The organism is Paenibacillus sp. FSL H3-0321 (genome assembly GCF_038002865.1).
Lineage (GTDB): Bacteria > Bacillota > Bacilli > Paenibacillales > Paenibacillaceae > Paenibacillus_AQ.
Map to the genome: position 1 here is coordinate 6,201,925 of NZ_JBBODH010000001.1, position 19,559 is coordinate 6,221,483.

The 19,559-nt window shown below is 48.4% G+C and carries 13 protein-coding genes; 11 read left to right on the plus strand and 2 right to left on the minus strand.

Annotated elements, in window-relative coordinates; all coding sequences use genetic code 11:
- Window positions 1-1,398: a transcriptional regulator gene (locus tag MHI45_RS27655; RefSeq protein WP_076110534.1), complete on the plus strand. Its 1,398-nt coding sequence runs from the start codon at window positions 1-3 to the stop codon at window positions 1,396-1,398.
- A 119-nt stretch (window positions 1,399-1,517) separates the two neighbouring features.
- On the opposite strand, the gene MHI45_RS27660 is transcribed toward MHI45_RS27655, so the two are convergent.
- Window positions 1,518-2,492: an aldo/keto reductase family protein gene (locus MHI45_RS27660; protein WP_038599023.1), complete on the minus strand. Its 975-nt coding sequence runs from the start codon at window positions 2,490-2,492 to the stop codon at window positions 1,518-1,520.
- A 146-nt stretch (window positions 2,493-2,638) separates the two neighbouring features.
- On the opposite strand from MHI45_RS27660, the gene MHI45_RS27665 reads away from it, so the two are divergent.
- The gene (locus tag MHI45_RS27665) at window positions 2,639-3,313 is read left to right on the plus strand and encodes an SGNH/GDSL hydrolase family protein (protein ID WP_076110535.1); all 675 of its coding nucleotides are present in this window, start codon (window positions 2,639-2,641) and stop codon (window positions 3,311-3,313) included.
- 100 nt (window positions 3,314-3,413) lie between these two features.
- Here MHI45_RS27665 and MHI45_RS27670 read toward each other — a convergent pair whose 3' ends face one another.
- A complete protein-coding gene (locus tag MHI45_RS27670) occupies window positions 3,414-5,402 on the minus strand; it encodes a beta-galactosidase (protein WP_076110536.1) in 1,989 nt (662 codons plus the stop codon).
- Between the two features lie 263 nt (window positions 5,403-5,665).
- Between MHI45_RS27670 and MHI45_RS27675 the strand changes: the two genes are divergently transcribed.
- From MHI45_RS27675 to MHI45_RS27715, 9 genes are all read left to right on the plus strand, one after another.
- Entirely contained in the window at window positions 5,666-6,637 is a 972-nt protein-coding gene (locus tag MHI45_RS27675) for an ABC transporter permease (RefSeq protein WP_341119747.1), read from the plus strand.
- A 17-nt stretch (window positions 6,638-6,654) separates the two neighbouring features.
- Window positions 6,655-7,539, plus strand: a complete 885-nt coding sequence (locus MHI45_RS27680; RefSeq protein ID WP_076110538.1) for a carbohydrate ABC transporter permease — start codon at window positions 6,655-6,657, stop codon at window positions 7,537-7,539.
- A 34-nt stretch (window positions 7,540-7,573) separates the two neighbouring features.
- Complete coding sequence (locus MHI45_RS27685) at window positions 7,574-9,160, plus strand: extracellular solute-binding protein (protein WP_341119748.1); 1,587 nt, start codon at window positions 7,574-7,576, stop codon at window positions 9,158-9,160.
- 105 nt (window positions 9,161-9,265) lie between these two features.
- Complete coding sequence (locus tag MHI45_RS27690; RefSeq protein WP_341119749.1) at window positions 9,266-11,626, plus strand: helix-turn-helix transcriptional regulator; 2,361 nt, start codon at window positions 9,266-9,268, stop codon at window positions 11,624-11,626.
- A 29-nt stretch (window positions 11,627-11,655) separates the two neighbouring features.
- Complete coding sequence (locus tag MHI45_RS27695; RefSeq protein ID WP_445667514.1) at window positions 11,656-14,292, plus strand: exo-rhamnogalacturonan lyase family protein; 2,637 nt, start codon at window positions 11,656-11,658, stop codon at window positions 14,290-14,292.
- Between the two features lie 28 nt (window positions 14,293-14,320).
- The gene (locus tag MHI45_RS27700; protein WP_341119750.1) at window positions 14,321-15,028 is read left to right on the plus strand and encodes a DUF1961 family protein; all 708 of its coding nucleotides are present in this window, start codon (window positions 14,321-14,323) and stop codon (window positions 15,026-15,028) included.
- Window positions 15,029-15,049: 21 nt separating this feature from the next.
- Complete coding sequence (locus tag MHI45_RS27705; RefSeq protein WP_341119849.1) at window positions 15,050-15,859, plus strand: polysaccharide deacetylase family protein; 810 nt, start codon at window positions 15,050-15,052, stop codon at window positions 15,857-15,859.
- A 27-nt stretch (window positions 15,860-15,886) separates the two neighbouring features.
- Entirely contained in the window at window positions 15,887-17,158 is a 1,272-nt protein-coding gene (locus MHI45_RS27710; RefSeq protein WP_341119751.1) for a hypothetical protein, read from the plus strand.
- A gap of 15 nt (window positions 17,159-17,173) precedes the next feature.
- Window positions 17,174-19,393 carry a glycoside hydrolase family 88/105 protein gene (locus MHI45_RS27715; protein WP_341119752.1) on the plus strand — a complete coding sequence of 740 codons (2,220 nt, stop codon included), beginning with the start codon at window positions 17,174-17,176 and terminating at the stop codon, window positions 19,391-19,393.
- Window positions 19,394-19,559 lie beyond the last annotated feature (166 nt).

Below are 19,559 nucleotides of genomic sequence, written 5' to 3' on the forward strand. Positions count from 1 at the left end.
TTGGAGCCTAAGACTACGATCCAAGGGGAACTGGACGCTTTTCTCAAAAGGGAAGGCAAAACCATTAATCAATTTGCTGGAATATCTGCTGTCAACTCCGGAACGCTCAGCAGCATTATCAATGGCAACCGCCCGATTGCAATGCAGCAGCTGGACCGGATAACCGCCGGAATGGGTCTGCCTGAAGGTGCGTTTTATGAAATGTATATAGATGAATGCATTATTCATTCCACGCCGGACTGGCGGCGGTTAGGTCCGTTTCTGCACCGCTGCGCCGAACTGGACAAGCTGGAATGCATCCGGCAAGTGGTACATAATCTGATGGATAATATCTCCTATGCTCAAGCGCTGTTTGACACGGCGGAGGAATTTTACAGGAATGACAAAAAAGAAGCTGCAGCGCTGTTGTATGAAGGCGTAGCGGAGAGCGAGAAGTATCAGCATTCCGAACGGCTGGCGCTCTGCCAATACCGCTTGTTCACGATCGCTGTGGGTGACAATCAGGATATCAACCTGCAGGCTGCCACCCAATTTGAATATTTTGTCGAACGGCTGGATGAGGCCGATCAGCTTGATGCGCTGCACGCGCTGGCGAATATTTATATTTCCCTGCACCGCTGGAGCAAAGTGAATATTCTGGCTGAGGAAATGGAGCGGAAAGCCTCCATCCAATACCAGAACCAGTACCTGGTGACCAAACAGCGTGAGACGCGTAAGGAACCGGCAAGACCAATCTGCTTCTACATCCTTTACGCTTATCTGCTTCGTTCGGCGGTATGCCATGAACGTGGAGAATACGAACGGGCTTTGCATTATGCTTCACTCTACGCGGACTCCGGCTGGGTGCGTGAGGACACGGAGAAAGTCCGGGAGGTGAAGGCACAGTTTCAGGAATGGGCGATTGCCAATTCCTATCTCCATCGGTTAATGGCTGGTCAAATGGATGTGCTTACAGAGTATGCCGAGTTCATTGCTGACCGGGAAAATGAAATTCTTCCGGCTTTAATAAAAATTATGCAGGCCGCCAACCGCTATCAGTTCAATGTGGATGGAATTATTGAACGTTTTCAGGATCAGTTGGATTTCAAAGAGCAGCGGAGCAGAATCGGCATCATTAATTCCCGGGTTACCTGGGATGAATATACAGACCTTCTCTGTGAGGTGGCCGCCTATTACTTTAATGCACAACGATATGAGGCGGCTATTCATTATACGTTAAAGGCATTGGAGTATTCCGCCAAAATAAATGGTGATGCATGTGTACTCCGGTGCGTGAGATTATTTGAAGAATGCAGGCATCTGGCCACTATAGAGGACCAAAAGAAGTATAAAACACTAATCGGCGGGGCAGGGCGGATGAGTGAAAAGAAAGACAGCCTGATGCCTGGCCATTATTAGTATGGAAAGAACTGTCTCATCCGTAGAGAACCTCTGCGGGTAAGACAGTCCTTTTTGTAAAGATAAGTATTTATATGCTTCACGCTATAAATGATCCTTCTATTTCTCACTCAGCTTCCCTATCTCGCCGGTGCGAAATCGGCCACCTGGCGGAGCAGGCCGTCGATGGTCTCCAGCGTTTCCTGCTGGAGGAGAATGCCGGAGGCCTGTGCATTCTCTTCAACCTGGCCGGGCTTGCTGGCTCCGATCAGTGCAGAGCTGACACCTGGCTGGCGGAGTACCCAGGCCAGCGCCAGCTGTGAGAGCTTCAGGCCGAGGCTGGCCGCCAGGTCATCCAACTGGGCAACGACGCCAAGGACATCGTCGCGCAGATAGCTGCGGATAACGCCGTTCACTGAATCGTCTGCGCCGCGTGTCCCGGCCGGAGGCTGTTGTCCCGGCTTGTATTTGCCGGTCAGAATGCCCTGGGCGAGCGGCGAGAAGACGACTTGTCCCAGTCCTTCCTGCCCCGATACCTCAAGCACCTCTTCTTCGATATAACGCTCGAACATATTGTAGATCGGCTGATTGGAGGCCAGCGGGCGGAGATTCAGCCTGCGGCTGATGCCTCCGGCACGGGCGATTTGTGCCGCGCTCCATTCGCTGACTGCGGAATAGAGGATTTTACCTTGGGCTGTAAGGTCATCCAGCGCGCGCAAGGTTTCTTCAACCGGCGTATCCTTGTCAAAGCGGTGGCAGAAATACACATCAATGTAGTCGGTTCCGAGACGCTTCAGGCTGGCCTCGCATTGCTCCATAATATGCTTGCGGGAAAGCCCCCGGTCGTTCACCCCGTCTCCCATCGGAAAAAACACCTTGGTGCTGAGCACATAATCCGACCGCTGGTAGGAGCGGAGAGCTGCGCCAATCGCCTTCTCGCCTTCCCCGCGGTTGTAGGCATTGGCGGTATCGAAGAAATTGATACCGCATTCAAAGGCTTTGGCCACGCAGGCGTCCGCTGCTTTCTGCTCTGCGGCTGTTCCGTAGGTAAGCCAGCTGCCCAGGCCGATCTCACTGACCTTAAGGCCTGTATTGCCTAATCTTCTATACTTCATTCTTGTTCCATTCCCTTCCATGTCATTTGCTAAATCCTATCACATTGCATAGAGCATCACAAATCATTGAAGCATCGGCCGCAATTACGGTAGAATCATAGATAGTGCCAAATCTATCTAATTATAATAGTTGAAGGGTGAGCTGGATGTCTATTTCATTTGCTAAGCCAAACAAAGTTATTCTGTTTCAGGGAGATTCCATCACCGACGGCAACCGTGGCCGCGATAACGATCCCAATCATATTCTGGGGCATGGCTATGCCTACATCATTGGCGGCAAGCTGGGCAATGAGCTGGCTGAGCAGCAGCCTATGTTCTACAACCGCGGAGTGAGCGGTGACCGGATCTCCGATCTGTATGCCCGTTGGAATGAGGATGCGATCTATCTGCAGCCGGATATTCTCAGCATCCTGATCGGGGTCAACGATATTTGGAGAATGATGAAGGGCGAGCCGGGAGGCTGCACCGACCGTTACGAACGTGCTTACCGCCATGTGCTGGAAGAGACGCGCGAAGTGCTGCCGGATACGAAGCTGGTGCTGGTCGAGCCGTTTATCCTGAATACCGGAGCACCCGCGGAAGACTGGAGTGGATGGTCCAAATGGATCAGCCATTATCAGGGGGTTGTCCGCGAGCTTTCGCTGCAATTCGGCACCGTGCATGTTCCGCTGCAGGATGCTTTCAACGCAGCTGTGGAGAGAGCAGAGGCAGCCTACTGGCTGTGGGATGGCGTTCACCCGACGACTGCCGGGCATGATCTGATTGCTAGGGAGTGGCTGAAGGTCGCCCAGGAAAGTGGTCTTATAACAACTAAGTTATAAAGTCATTCTCTCTCATTTACTGGCGAAGAACGGAAATGAAGCCGCTAACCGCTTGGGTGACCAAGCAGTTAACGGCTTCTTATGCTTCAAGAATAAGTAGTTATAATCGGATTACTCTGTATTCATATTCACCAATTGAGAGTGGGCCGCAGGCGACGGATTTGCCCGAGAGAACATCATGTCCGTCCCGTGGTAGTGTGAGACTTCCCCCGCATCCATCCATATTGATAATCGTCCAGAGTTCGCCTTGATCTCCGTTTCTAGGGCAGACAATTGTTCCTTTGGTGACATCACTGCGTACGGTAACACCAGAACGTTCTGCATAATGATCAATCAGTTTACATAACATTAGGTCGCCTTCTTCACCGGCAGGCATTGAACCCAGCATAACAATAGTACCTTGTCCGTAAGGCTGCTCCGTCAGGAAGGACAACCCCGGCGTCACCCCCTCCGTAATCATACCGATACTGGAAGCGGACTCTGAAACGGGTTCAAAGACAGAACTCCACAAGGACAAAGGAGCAGATACTCCAAAAGCGTGTCCAATCGTACCTGTTGATTCCAGCGGATATGTAAACTTAGTTTTGACTCCTGCTAGCCGCTCCAATTCACCAAGCCCGGCATTCGTATGAATGGTATGCTCCTTCGTTCGTCCTCCGGTAAGAGGACCGACAATCCAAATCCCGCCAGCTGCTGTGAATGACAGCGCACTTTGCACATACTCAGGGGACAAATAATGTACGAATGGAGTGAATAACAGCTTGTATCCGGTTAAGTCCCCGCCCTCCGGCAGCAAATCCCGGTGAATGCCCATGTGTAGTATTCTCTTGTAGAAATCGCCCAGCAGACTACGATAATTTAGCTTCCGGTGAGGTTCAGTGGCGAGATAAGCTTTGGTTCTGTCTGAATAAGTAATCGCTACATCCGCACGAAGCGGCCGAGTGGATAACATAATTTGTTCAATTTCTTGCCGTGCCTGATTGGCTTCCAACACATTGTCATAACCTAGAGCCGGTTCTCCCCAAGCACTTAAGATCGAGCTATGCGTTTGTTCACTTCCGGAACGATGCTGGCGCCAGTGCCAATAGCAAAATGCACCTGCACCCAGCGCATAGGCGGCAACTGCTTCTGCCTTCAGATATCCGTTCGGGTGAGGCACACCAAAACTCACTAGGGATGCGGCAAACGATGGCCCTGTCTCCATAATCCAGAAATCTTTTCCCGGCTTGAAGTTTCGCCAAAGATCACAGTTAAGCAAATAAGCATGCATATTTTCCTGTGAGGCATAAGTATCGTAGGCGGCAAAGTCGAGATTCTGAAATAGTCGCTCATTATCGAGATGAAAAGCTACACTGCTGTTATGGGTAATTGGCGCAGAGGAGTGGCGGCGGATAATATCAGCCTGCTCGTCGGCGAATTCAGCGATCTTTTCCATTGAAAATAAGCGGTACATCGTCCGCAGAGATGAATTGTGGAGGAAAGGTGCGGGGCCTGGCTGTGGTACCTGATCAAAACGTTGATAAGTCTGGCTCCAGACTGCTGTTCCCCATGCCTCATTCAATCTTTCAATGGAGCTGTAGTGCTGCTGCAGCCATATATGCCATAAGCCTTTACAGGTTTCACACATACACTCCGCCACATGCGCTTTGAATTCGTTATCGAGCTGCCAGGCGGTTAACCCCGGAAGTGCTCCGATCTCCTTTGCTATATGCTCCGTAATGATGGCAGCCCGCTCACGAAAGTAAGAATTGTTCGTACAGATATGCTGCCGTGCTCCATGTCCCATTACCGTTCCACTCTCATCCACATAACAGCGCTCAGGATGTCCATGGGTAAGCCAGATGGGGGGTGTAGGTGTCGGCGTACACATTACTGTGTCAATTCCGTTTCTATGTAACCTTTCGATATATTTCACGAATGGACGGATAACAATCTTATCTTCCTCTGGCTCCAAGGCAGACCAAATGAATTCTCCGATTCGCACGAGATTAATACCCGTTTCCTTCATTAGAAGGATGTCCTGTTCAAGCACCTCTTCACTCCATAGCTCGGGATACCAAGCAGCACCGTAATATAACTTGTTCTTCACTTCAGCTCCCCCTTAAGGCAAACATTTGCTGGAAATCATCACTTGGAAGCATAGGTGCTTAGCCTCTTACGGGCAATAGTAAACTTTTGCACGGTTTGGACTTTTTAGATAAGATTGGATTTTTAGCTTATATAGAGCGTTCAAAAAAGTCCAATTGCTGGAAAAAATAAGTAGCAGCATAATAGGAATCGCAGTAAGGGTGATTGCAGTAATCCATGGCTACAGTAATCGCGAGCTGTACATGACAAATGGAGGTGAACAGGATGAAGCACGTAACAGTTCCGGGAAATGCAGAACAACAGCCAAAGCCGCAGACATATCGAAATATCCGGGTAAGAAGATGGAAACGTTTAAAACGTGATAAATGGTTATATATTCTGTTGCTCCCTGGGCTCCTTTATTTTCTTATTTTCAAATATGTTCCGATGTGGGGGGTGCTGCTGGCTTTTAAGAATTATCAGCCGTTTCTTGGTTTTCAGAAAAGTGAATGGGTAGGTTTTGAGCATTTCCGTGTTTTTTTCCAGAATCCCGATTTCTATATGCTGCTGCGCAATACGCTGCTGCTATCGTTTTACAATCTGATTTTCTTTTTTCCGGCGCCGATTATTCTGGCACTGCTTCTAAACGAAATACGTCTTTCCTTCTATAAAAAGACGATTCAAACGATGATTTATGTTCCGCACTTTATATCCATGGTCATTGTGGCCAGTATGAGTTATGTGTTTCTGACTACGGAAGGCGGGACTGTAAATGAATTTTTGTATACGTTTACAGGAAGAAAAATAGACTTTCTAGCTAATCCCGACTGGTTCCGTCCATTGATTATTCTCCAGACGATCTGGAAGGAGTGCGGCTGGGGGACAATTATATTCCTGGCAGCGCTGGCTGGGGTAGACGTGGAGCAATATGAGGCTGCGGTAGTAGACGGTGCGAACCGCTGGCGGCAGATTTGGCATATTACGTTGCCTGCTATCCGCAGTACAATCGTTATTTTACTTATTCTTCGTATGGGAACGATTTTGGATAATGGCTTTGAACAAATTTATTTAATGATGAATGCTCTTAATCGTGAAGTAGGTGAGGTGTTCGACACCTATGTATACGCACTGGGAATAACCCAGGGAGCCTTTAGCTACAGTACGGCTGTTGGACTATTCAAATCGATAATTGGTGTGACGCTTGTGCTCGGGACGAATTGGATCGCCAAAAAATTTGGTGAATCTGGACTTTATTAAGAAGGGAGAAGCTTGCTGTGGCCAAACAATACAAGAGTACGGGTGGAACTGCATTTGATATATTCAATTATGTGTTTTTAGGGATCATCGGAATCGTAGCAATCCTCCCTTTCCTCTTTGTGGTTTCGGGCTCCTTCGCTACAGATGCGGAAATTACTAAACGTGCTGTATTCCTGATCCCGACCACAATTTCATTTGATGCATACCGGTTTATCTTTTCGACAGATACGATTATGCGCAGTATAGGAGTTTCTATTTATGTTACGGTAATCGGAACTGTCGTTAATTTATTCTTCACGGTAACGATGGCTTATCCGATGGCGAAACGATATCTGATGGGCCGTAATTTGGTACTCAACCTTGTTATTTTTACGATGCTGTTCGGTGGAGGGATGATCCCGACCTATCTCGTCATTCGGGAACTGCATTTGCTGGATACTCTCAATTCTCTTATTTTACCGGGAGCGATCAGCGCCTTTAACCTGATCATTGTCAAAAACTTTTTTCAGGAACTGCCTATAGAAATGGAAGAAGCGGCGCGTATTGATGGTTGTTCTGAGCTGGGCTTGTTGTGGAAAATTGTCCTTCCTTTATCCAAACCGGTTCTCGCTACATTTACGTTGTTCTATGCTGTGGGACATTGGAACAATTTCTTCTCGGCTCTGCTCTACATTACGGATCCGACAAAATGGCCTTTGCAGGTGATGCTGCGACAGATCGTAATGTTGTCCCAATCCGCTGCTGGTGATATGAGTTCCATGGATCCGAGCTTCGTGCAGCCACCGGAGCAGTCGATTAAAATGGCGGTTATTGTAGTAGGTACTCTGCCTATTTTATGTGTGTACCCGTTCCTGCAAAAACATTTCGCTAAAGGGGTGATGCTGGGTTCTGTTAAAGGATAGTGAACTTAACATATTCCAATTTGGAGGTATAATAATGGAAGCTAATCATTCGGTGAAAAAGAAGCGCTGGTTGTTACTTTTACTTGTGGCTATGATGGTTACTACTGTTGTTGCTGGTTGCTCAGGTAATGAATCAGCAGGTTCTAATAGCAAAAGTGAAGGGAGTAGTAATGCCGGAGAAGAGAAAAGTGAGTCCCCACTGGATCTGACCCTCATGCTGCCGATATTTAAAACAAATTATCCGAAGGACGGCAGCCCGGTTGCTGCTGAACTAGAAAAGCAGACCCGCACAAAGATCCACTTTGAGTGGGTCCCGAACGCATCGTATGCAGATAAATTTAATATTACACTGGCTTCCGGGAAGCTGCCGACCATTATCTACGTGGGGGATGTTAAGGCTTCTAGTTTTGTGAACGCTGCCAAATCGGGTGCATTCTGGGAAGTAGGGCCTTATCTTAAGGATTATCCGAATTTAAGCCAAGCGAATCCGGTTATTCTGAAAAACTCGGCCATTGATGGGAAGAATTACGGAATCTACCGGGGGCGTGTACTCGGCCGTAACGGTATGGTTTTCCGCAAGGATTGGCTGGAGAAGGTGGGGCTGCAAACACCGCAGACGGTGGATGATTTCTACAATATGCTGAAAGCGTTCAAGGAAAAAGATCCAGACGGCAATGGTAAAGAGGATACGTATGGCATGGTGCTGGTCAAATGGAGCGGCCAGTGGGCCAGCGGTTTTGATACCATTAAGTTATGGTTTGGAACACCGAATAAATGGGGCGTGCAGGATGGTAAGCTGGTGCCTGAGCATGAATATCCAGAATATTTGGAAGCGCTTAAGTTCATGAAGAAGCTGTATGATGAGAAATTAATCAACTCCGACTTCGCGGTTATGGACAGTGCTAAATGGACAGATCCGATCGTTAACAATAAGGCAGGAGTAATCGTCGATGTGGTCGATACAGGTGCCCGGGTGGATGATAAAATTCACGCTGCGTTAGAAAAAGAAGGCAAAGACGAAGCGGATAAACATTATGTAGATGTAAGCGGGGGCGTAACAGGTACGGATGGCAAGCTACACACATTGCCGACCTCTGGTTTCTCTGGCATGCTGGCTATTCCAAAATCATCCGTGAAAAGCGAAGCGGAACTGAAAAGGGTACTGGCTTTTCTAGATCAGACCAATAATCCGGAAATACAAACCATGTTAGGTTTCGGTTTGGAAGGTACTCACTACACAATGGTGGATGGTTTTATTGAACGCTCCAAAGACACTGTACTTGTGGAGTCAGAAGTGGAAGGACTAAACCAAATATTGGCCTATATTCCTGAGGATAAGTCCAAGACTGTAGCACAGACTGAACTGCGCCTCAAGCAAACTGAAGTTCAAAAGGCAAATGAAGCTTCGATCGTTGTTAATCCGGCAGAGGCTTTTATTTCCACAGTATATTCGCAAAAAGGCGCTCAACTCGACAATGTAATTAATGATGCACGTATAAAATATATTGTTGGACAAATTGATGAAGCAGAATTGAAATCAGCATTTGACGTATGGAGAAAAACAGGTGGAGATGATTTAGTTAAGGAAATGAACGAGTTATACGCTAAGGCTGACCAATAGATCCTTCCTAGTGCTTTTATCCGGCTGGAAAAGATCTGAGGAGCAAAACGAATGTGGTTCGATTGCACTTCAAATTAATCTGATTCGGCTGGTGAGAGCATAGTGATGAGAAATGTGACGAAATGGAAGCGTTATATAAAAGGCTGGTCAGGCTGTAAAGGCCGATATTATCGTAAAAACCTGATCATTATGCTGGTGGTGTCATCCATTCCGGGGTTTATTATTGGTGCGCTGGTCTACTGGATGGCTGGGGGACGTCTGGAGAGCGAGCTGCTGCAGATGCATAACAGACAGATTGAACAGCGGGCGGCTAATATTGATGATCAACTGTCCAATCTGGAGTTGATGCTGGCACATTGGGCCTTTGACACCAAGTTTGATTACAGCTTGAATGGCCTTGATTTTATTCAGGATCATGAGCGGGCTTGGGATATCACGAAGACACTCGTAGTGATGCAGGGCTCGAACACGATGACGAGTAACGTTGAACTCTATCTGTCAGGAGATCATCCATTACTATTTAATCCCGAATATGGCACGATTGACTCCAAAGCGGTATCTGGTCAATATGACAAATTGATTGAAACTGAACAAAGCATCTATTGGACACAGTGGGCATTCGATCCCAATAAACCGGATGTCAAAGAATTAACGCTTGTCCACCATATTCCCGGCGGAAGCCTGAAGCCCTTCGGAGCTCTTTTGCTCCGCATGGATACGGAGAAAGTAGCTGCGATGCTACGAACTATGACACCTTATAATAGCGGCGAGACATTTTTGCTGCAGACCACCGGGGATTTATACGTGTCAGCAGGGGACAGCGATGAGCGTTCTCCGCTACTTACCGCACTGCATTCCGCAATTTTGGAACGAAGCGCGGACCATGAATCAAACCTGGAGTCCTCTTTTCTCTTCGACTGGGGGAAGGCTACATATGCAGTGACTTATGGTGAGTTTTCCCGGCTTTCCGCAGATTGGCTCTATGTGTCCGCTTCGCCGATAACCAGCATAACTGCACCAGTCGTATTTATTTCAAGACTGATATTTTTAGTTAGCTTCAGTGCTTTGTTGCTGGCGGCGATTCTGTCTTGGTTTGCTTCCCGCAAAATTTATTCACCGATAGGACGTTTGCTGCAGACTTTGTTGCCTGACCAAGCGGCGGCTGCGAGTAGGGAGGATGAGTTCATCCTGATTGAACGGCATTGGCAGAACCTGCATGGGGAGAGCCATGCCCTGAAGTACACTCTTTCCGAGCAGCTTCCGCATGTTAAGGAAAGTTTCCTGCATCAGCTGTTTCAGGGATATCTATATTCTTATTCTGAACTGGATCTGCAAAGTCGGATGCGGCGCTTTAAGTGGGAAGTAGAGGATTGTCATTATATTATTCTTTATATTCAGCTCACAGGCATCTCCAGCCAGGAGGGGAAGTTCCGCAACGGTGATGAAAGTCTTGTATCGTTCGCCGCCGTCAATATCATCGGAGAATTGTCCGCCGAGCATTTCAACCAGGCTGATATTATCAATTTTCATGATCTCACGGCAGGATTACTTCTTATTGAACCCGTTGAGAATCCATCGCTGGAAGCGGTGCAGGCTTTTAGCGAAGAACTGACAGGAACGATTAATCGCATGTTAAAAATGAGGGTAACAGTAGCGTTTAGTGCACCAGTCGGAAATATATCCGGTATTCCGTTAGCGTTCGAGGCTGCGAAGCAAGCCGCCAGTTATCGCCAGTTTGGTGGTGAGAACCAGGTTATTAATATGGAGCTACTGGATCGTGAGGGGCAGAGTACACCTGAACCGCAGTATTCGTTCACTCTGGAGCGCGGTATGATTCAGGCTCTTCGAACAGGAGAAGCGGAAGAGGCCTACCGTCTACTGGAGGAATTTCTGGAGGCGCTGTGTGCCAATGGGGCGAAAGTGATTGATGTACAGCAGGGCATGCTTCATTTGTTAGGTAGTATTCAGCATGCCATTATGGTCTCAGGCATTCATCCAAACCAACTGTTCAAAGGGGCTAATCTGTACGCGGCATTGTCGCAAATTCATGAGCCCAAGCTTATTCTTGCCTGGTTTCAGGAAAAAGTTGTAGCACCGTATCTGACGGAGCTGAGTGAGCGTTCTGACGCTGGAATCAAACGGACGATTGAGCATGCCATGATGTATATCAATGAGCATTATATGGATAATATTTCGCTGGATGGTTGTGCGGATTATACAGGGATTAGCCCATTTTTACTGAGTAAATCATTCAAACGGGTCACCGGGAAAAATTTCATCGATTATCTGACCGAATTGCGGCTTGAAAAAGCTAAGGAGCTGCTGCGTGATACCTCGCTGCGAATTAACGATGTAGCTGAACAGGTGGGTTATCAGCATAGCTATTTCAACCGGATTTTCAAGAAACAAGAGGGAATAACCCCAAGCCGCTATAGAGAGCTAAGCCATAATAATGAAGCCCTTTAAAAGTGTGAGTGGCATGCGGTGAAGAAGGTATGAAGGAGATGGTTGTTGTGCCTACGGCTCTGCCGATTAGCCTGCATTGGCTAAAAAAGCCCGATATTGATGTGGGTGTAACCTGGGGAGTTCCTTGGAAAAAAGGAGAGCTCGACAGGGAAGCGTTAAAGAATCTCTGCTTGAGTATGCCGGAGAACGGAAACCATGTGCCGCTGCAAAGCTGGCCAGCAGCTTTTTGGCCAGACGGGAGCATCAAGTGGTCCACCCACTCGGCAGTAAGCAAAAACTCGGATATTCAGCATTATTCCTTAGCGGCAATGACAATAAATCAAGCGGCTCCAGCAACTGAAGTAACTGAGCGACTAACTGTGCAGGAAACAGACGAAGCCTTCATTATAGATACAGGAGTTATTATTTGCACGGTTAACAAGCAGGGAAAGGGGCTTATCCGCAGTATTGTGCGCAGAAATCTGGCGGACACGGAAGGAAGGGAAGTATGCAGTAATGGCGGGCTTGTATGTATTCGTGAGCAGAGAGATGAGGGCTCTGGTACCCTGAGCATACATGAGGAGCGGTTCGCAGGACGAACGTTAAGTGCCATCCTTGAACAGGACGGACCCGTTCGCGCAGTGGTGAAGCTAGAAGGACTTCATCAAGCTTCGCACAGTGCTCGTGAGTGGCTTCCCTATACGCTTCGTCTATATTTCTATGCCGGGCTGGAGTCTATTCGATTAGTTCATACGTTTCATTATGATGGTAATCCCCAGCAGGATTTTATTAAAGGATTAGGTATAGAATTCACAGTGCCGCTGCGTGGGCCGCTTTACAACCGCCATGTTCGTTTTGCCGGAGATAGCGGCTTGTTTGGCGAGTCTCCTAAGACGTTGCATACACGGCGAACCAAAGGTAAGTATCGTGATTTATTCGTCGATCAGGCAGCGGGACATTCTGTGAAATTTGATCCAGAAGAGGACGCCTATTTCCTTAGTTTATTGGATGACTCCGCCACTTGGGGCAGTTTTCGGCTGGTTCAAAATTCTTCCGGTCATTATGGGATCTGGAAGCGTACAGAAGATGGCTGCGCTTGGGTCAAGGCAGCAGAAGGCCGCCGGGCAGGCGGACTTGGTTATGTTGGGGCAGAGGGTGGAGGGCTAGCCGCCGGGATGAAGAATTTCTGGCGTAAGCATCCGGCAGGAATGGAGATGGGGTCCACTGCCACCGACGCGGCAGCTCTTACTGTCTGGTTCTGGTCACCTGATGCGGCAGCCATGGACTTGCGGCATTATGATACAAAAACACATGTGGAATCCTCGTATGAAGGTGCAGAAGAATTACGGGCTACTCCATTCGGTATCGCCAATACTAGCGAGCTAACATTATGGTGTACGGCGCAGACTCCCGGGCCTGAACTGTTGCAGCGGATGCAGGCAGAAGCTGAAGAACCTTCGTTGCTGGTCTGTGAACCAGCTTATTACCATGAAGCGGGTGCTTTTGGTTTCTGGAGTTTGCCTGACCGGAGCACGCCAGCCAAGGAGTATCTGGAAGAACGGCTGGACGGGATCATATCCTTTTACAAGGAAGAGATCGAGCAGCGAAAATGGTATGGGTTCTGGGATTACGGTGATTTCATGCACAGCTACGATCCTGTCAGACATGTATGGAACTATGATCTTGGTGGCTGTGCCTGGCAAAATTCCGAGCTTGTGCCAAATATGTGGTTGTGGGTAACGTTTCTCCGGTCCGGGAGGGCAGATGTGTTCCGTATGGCCGAAGCCATGACTAGGCATACGAGTGAGGTAGATGTATATCATTTTGGCGAATACGCTGGACTAGGCTCGCGGCATAATGTCGTCCACTGGGGCTGCGGCTGCAAAGAGGCCCGTATCGCCATGGCTGGTCTGCATCGCTACTATTATTATCTGACCGGAGACGAGCGGGTCGGCGATATTATGGACAGTGTTAAGGATGCTGATTATTCAACAGTTACCCTGGACCCGATGCGGGCTTATTTTGCGAAGGATGAATTCCCCACTCATGTCAGGGTCGGTCCGGACTGGGCGGCCTTTAGCTCTAATTGGATGACCCGCTGGGAGCGATTCGAGGATACCGCTTATCGGGACAAGATTATAACAGGCATGGATTGTATCAAAGCGGCAAATTTACGGCTGTTATCTGGCCCAACATACGGATATGATCCGACAACTGGCATATTGGCGGGAATGGGCGACGATAACTGGGGGCGTCATTTAGCGATTAGTATGGGAGGTCCGCAGGTGTGGTTCGAGCTGGCGGCAATGCTGGAGGACCCGGTCTGGGAAGATATGCTGGCTGAGTTCGGCGTATTTTATAATTTGCCACAAGAAGAAAAGGACGCATTTACAGGAGGGTTGATTTCAGGGAAACTCCGTTTTGAGCATCCTGTACTCAGCGTAGCCATTGCTGCATATGGAGCGTATTACCGCAAGGATTTGGTTACGGCAGAGCGGTGTTGGTTTATTTTGCTGGGGAATCCGTTTGGTCGTGTGAATCTGCAAAAGGAAGCTGAGCGGGTCACTTATATGGCGGAGTTGAATGAGATTGATTGGATGAATACAAATGAAGCGTCGCAGTGGTCTTTAAATACGATCATTGCCTTGGAATTAATCGGTAGTGCTTTACCGGAACGCACGAATTGAGGGTTTCATTGTTGGGGAGGAATGATCTATGGCTAAGCCAATGCAGGACGCGGGTGTAGAAGGCTTGATCCCTGAAGCATGGCTGCCTATCTACCATAATCCACTTGCTTCAACTAGTGATATTGCCGGATTTCAAATGGAGGGAGAGGGAGCTCTTTCCTTCCCTTTGCAGCGAATGAGACTAGAGAGCACTATTAGTGCCGAGGCTGGACAAAAAGCAAATGTTGTTCTCTGGTGTCCCGAGGAGTTCCCGGCAGACATTGCGGTATCTTGGAAGTTTCGCCCACTGCGAGAGCCGGGTCTGGCGATCCTGTTTATCGCGGCCAAAGGAAAGGGCGGGAAGGATTTATTTGATCCCGCGCTCGCTCGCCGCACGGGTGAATATGATCAATACCATCACGGGCAAATGGATACGTATCATATCTCGTATTTTCGCAGGCGCTGGGTGGAGGAACGTGAATTTCATACCTGTAATTTGCGCAAAAGCTATGGTTTTCATCTGGTTGCGCAGGGAGCCGATCCGCTTCCGAGTGTCAGTGACATGACTGAATCCTACCGGATGTTAGTGGTGAAGCGCGGACCTGTTCTGTCTTTTGCGATCAATGAACTGCCGGTTTTCACATGGATAGATGATGGTGATACCTATGGGCCGCTACTGACAGGCGGGAAAATGGGGTTTCGACAGATGGCACCCCTGATAGCTGAATACTCAGATCTGACGGTTTATGGGCAGTAATGCGAAGGAGGTTTCCGAATGATGTCTATTATTTATTATTGTTACCCTGGGGGCAGACATAAGGCGCTTACGATGAGCTATGATGACGGCAGACGGGCTGACGAAAGATTGGTTGGACTATTTAACCGCCACGGGATTAGAGGGACATTTCATCTCAATTCAGGTCTGCTGGGTGAAGGTGATCGTATTACGGCAGATGAAATAACTGAGCTGTACCAGGGACATGAGGTATCTGTTCATACGCAATACCATCCGACGATGGCTCGTTGTCCGCAGGAGCAAATCATCCATGAGATTATGGAGGACCGAAAATATTTTGAGACACTGCTCCAGGTGCCGATACGGGGAATGTCCTATCCTAACGGTTCCTTTAACAAGGAAATAAAGAAGCTTTTGCCTCATCTAGGCATGGAATATGCCCGTGTGGTGCAGACCACTGGCGGCGGTTTTGGGCTGCCGGAGGATTGGCTGGAATGGCGGGGCACTTGCCATCATAATGATCATTTGCTGGAGCATGCGGCTCAGTTCGTGAAGCTGCATAAACGGCAGTATTTATATCTGATGTATGTGTGGGGCCATAGTTATGAATTTGATAACGATAATAACTGGGAGCTCATGGAAAGCTTCTGTGAAGCAGTGGGAGGACTAGAGGAAATCTGGTACACCACTAATATTGAACTCGTTCATTATATGAAGGCTTGTGAAGCCCTTATTTTCTCTGCAGCCCGGGATTTTGTATATAATCCGGGAGCGGTATCTGTCTGGCTGGAAATCGGCGGTGTGATTATAGAAATAGCAGGCGGACAAACCGTACGTTTCCCTGAGATCTAATCGAAGAGAGAAGACAGGAGGATTCTAATGAAAACGAAGGAAACACAATCAGTCTATCCGTTGGCAAAAGTAGATATTTCCGCTGCCGGTCCACGATGTAAAATGCTTATTGGCGATCTGAATGGGGATGGACGTGCAGAAATGCTGCTGGTCCAGCCTGATAATCGCCAGGATGTGCGTTATATTCCCCATCAGGTGCAGTGCCTGACTGCTTTTGATATGGATGGCAAGCTGCTGTGGCAGGTGGGTACACCCGATCCTGACGCTGGCAGCCAAGGCTCGGACTATCCGGCGCAGGTTTATGATATAGATGATGATGGGGCGCTGGAAGTACTTTGTGTAATGGATGGACGTTTTCATATTCTTGAAGGTTCAACAGGAACGGTTAAGTCCATATACGACTTACCTGCTGAACATGCACATGATTGTATTATCATCGCCAATCTGACGGGGCAAGACCATGCTTCCGACATCATTCTGAAGGACCGTTATCATCAGCTGTGGGCCTTGGATAAGGATTTCAATTTATTATGGACGCACAAAGGCAATGTAGGACATTATCCGTGGGTTCACGATCTTCATGGAAATGGCCAGGATCAAGTGATGGCCGGTTATGATCTGCTTGATGCTAAAGGTAATTTATTATGGAGCTGCCACGATCTGGATGACCATGCAGACTGTATTTGGGTTGGCGATGTGAATGGAGATGGATATCCTGAACTGATTGTCGGCGGAAGTGTGACGGTGATGTACGATCGGGACGGACAAGAGCTTTGGCGTTATGACGGCTCCATAGAGTCACAGCATTTGGCGTTAGGCCGATTCCGGCCTGATCTGCCTGGCCTTCAGGTTGCCGGGCTGGACCGAATGATCCGCGAAGATGACGGCAAAGGACTGAAAGGCAAGGATGCTTTGTTCCTGCTAGACTCTGATGGCGAGGAACTTTGGAAAGAAGAACGTACAACCGACGGTTGGCTGACCATTGTTGAAGCCGTTAGCAGCTGGCAGGCGGGTGCTCCGGATTATATTCTCGCCTACCGCCGGGGAGGCGGGGTATATCCTGCTTTGTATGATGGACATATGAGGGTTGTAGCAGAATTCAAGGAGGAAGGTTATGCCGTTCACGGCGATCTTATGGGATGTGGCAGGGAGCAGGTAGTGATTTATAATGACGAGACCGCAACGGTATTTTCAAGCGAGTGGATAGATATTAGTACATGTGCCTCTGAGAAATCTTTACCTCAGCCTAAAAGATTGTACAGCTCGACGCTGTATCCCGGTGGAGAAATAACTGTGTGAAGGAGGATACGCCTAGTGAGTACTTATATTCCAGAATACTTTCCTGATCATGATTGTATTGCAAAATATAATGCGGGCAAAATCGAAAATGTACTGGCCGCTGTAGCCAGCCGTTTTATCGGTGCCTATCCGCCGCAGCCTCCGGTTTACCGGGTACATTCGCAGAACGGTTTCAAACGGCTCCGCGACTGCCGTTACGATATGAATCTGGAAGAACGACTGCCGGAGCTAGAGGCAGGGCAATTCGTATATGTGTGGGGGAAGCTGTGGAGCGACAATGAGGTAGAAGCCCCTTTCTCAGTTAGTTGCTACAGTCCAGTTAAGGTTTACATAAATGGACGGCTGGTATTTAGCTCCAATCTAAATGATGATGTGTTTCCGGATCGGAGGACGTTCTTTCGGGCGGGCATGGATAAAGGCTGGAACCATCTTGTACTGGAGTATGCAGCAACAGGTACAGGTTGCGGAGGGATTTTTGGAACGGGCAGCGTCAAAGGTGCACCGGTGCACTTTCTTACTCCAACGGCGCAGTCAAGCGGTTGTGAAGGTTGGATATATAGTGGACCCCAGCAGACGTCTTGGGCAGCTTGGCTGGAAGCTGAATTCACTGAAGAGCAAATGACAGCCCGCTGCGCTTGGTTTCCGACGCAGCAATGGTCGCCACAGGAACAGGCATATGGCAACTGTTCACGTATATTTGGGGAAATGCCAGGAGCTACGGCGTTTGCTTGGTCCAAGCTGGAAGTAAAAAGCTTGCAGAGAGAGGACATTCGGCTGCTAGGCAGCTATCGTGGAATGGCTGAAATCTCTATCTATGTGAATGGGGAACTTGTAGCTGAGCATCAGAACGTGAACGGCACGCTGGATATCCAACTGGTGCTTGGTTATGGACTACATGAACTGGTCGTGGAGTCCATCTGTGGGGAGGAAAACTGGGGATTTGAACTGGATGTACGGTCTGGCGGTATTCAGAGTAGTCTCGTGCAACCTTATCCAGTTGAAGGATTAACTGATCCTTGGTTGTACCTTGGACTGTTCACCTCAGAGACAGCGCCGAAAGTCTTAGAGCTGACGGCTATGGATACTTTATTTGGTGAAGCGGATGAAGGTACCTTTTGGCGTGTGGACCAGCCGAATAGCTGGGTTAGGCCTTATTTGGAGAGTGTTATGTTTGGGCGCTGGAATTACCCTCTAGGCGTAACCCTGTATGGACTGCTGAGAACAGGGGTAGAGCTTAAGGCCCCACATTATGCCGAATATGCACAACACCATATTGAGCAATGTACAGTGCTGCATGAATATGCCTTATGGGACCTTGATCGCTATGGCGCTCCAGGCATCAATCATCAGCTGGCGCTGATGGATTCGCTGGACGACTGCGGATCCTTCGGAGCCACAATGCTGGAAGCACATAAGCTTTGTCCGCTACAGGGCGCCACGCATGCTGCTGCTGAAATTGCCAATTACATTACTGAAGTACAGAGCAGGCTGCCTGACGGAGCTTTGTACCGGACCACTGGCACTGTCGATTTCATGCAGCAGACCATGTGGTGTGATGATCTGTATATGAGTACGCCTTTTCTAAGCAAATATTATGAATTGACCGGAAATGCGGCTTATCTTGATGATGCAGCAGCGCAGTTTTTGTTGTACAAGGAGCGGCTGTTCCAGCCGGAGCTTGGCATTATGCATCATGTATATGATTATAAGTTTAATAAACCCAATGGCGTGCCTTGGGGCAGAGGCAATGGTTGGGTGATTTTCTCGCTGACCGAGCTGCTTGAAGTTATGCCTGAGCATCATCCGTTGCGATCTGATTTGCTTGATTATTTTCGCGAGCTTAGTAAGGGCTATCTTAAGCTGCAAGATGAGCGTGGCTTATGGCATCAAGTGTTAACGGACCCTGAGTCCTATGCAGAAGCTTCTTGTACCTCTATGTTTATTTACGCTTTTGCCAGAGGTGTACGTTGCGGTTGGTTGTCTGAGCCAGAACCGTATGTAACATCCGCAATCAGCGGCTGGAGCGGCTTAACCCATCATTGTATTGACAAACAAGGCAATGTTTATGGTGTCTGCCGGGGTTCGGGATATTCGTTTAACAAGCTGTATTATAAAGATGAATTGACCTGGCAATTAAACGATACACATGGGATTGGCATCGTGCTGCTGGCGGGAATTGAGGTTCACCGGCTCGTACGAGATTTGGAAATGAAATCACATAACGAAGCAAAATGAATTGCATGAGGATAAATGAGACGACCGTATTATTCACAAAATGATAACTGAGCAGCGATACTCCGTTAGTGGGGATTGCTGCTTTTTGTTATGCGTTGAGAGGGGCTGCCTACACCGCCGATTACTCATCCTTCGCGGAGGTATGCGGACCCAGATGACGTTATTT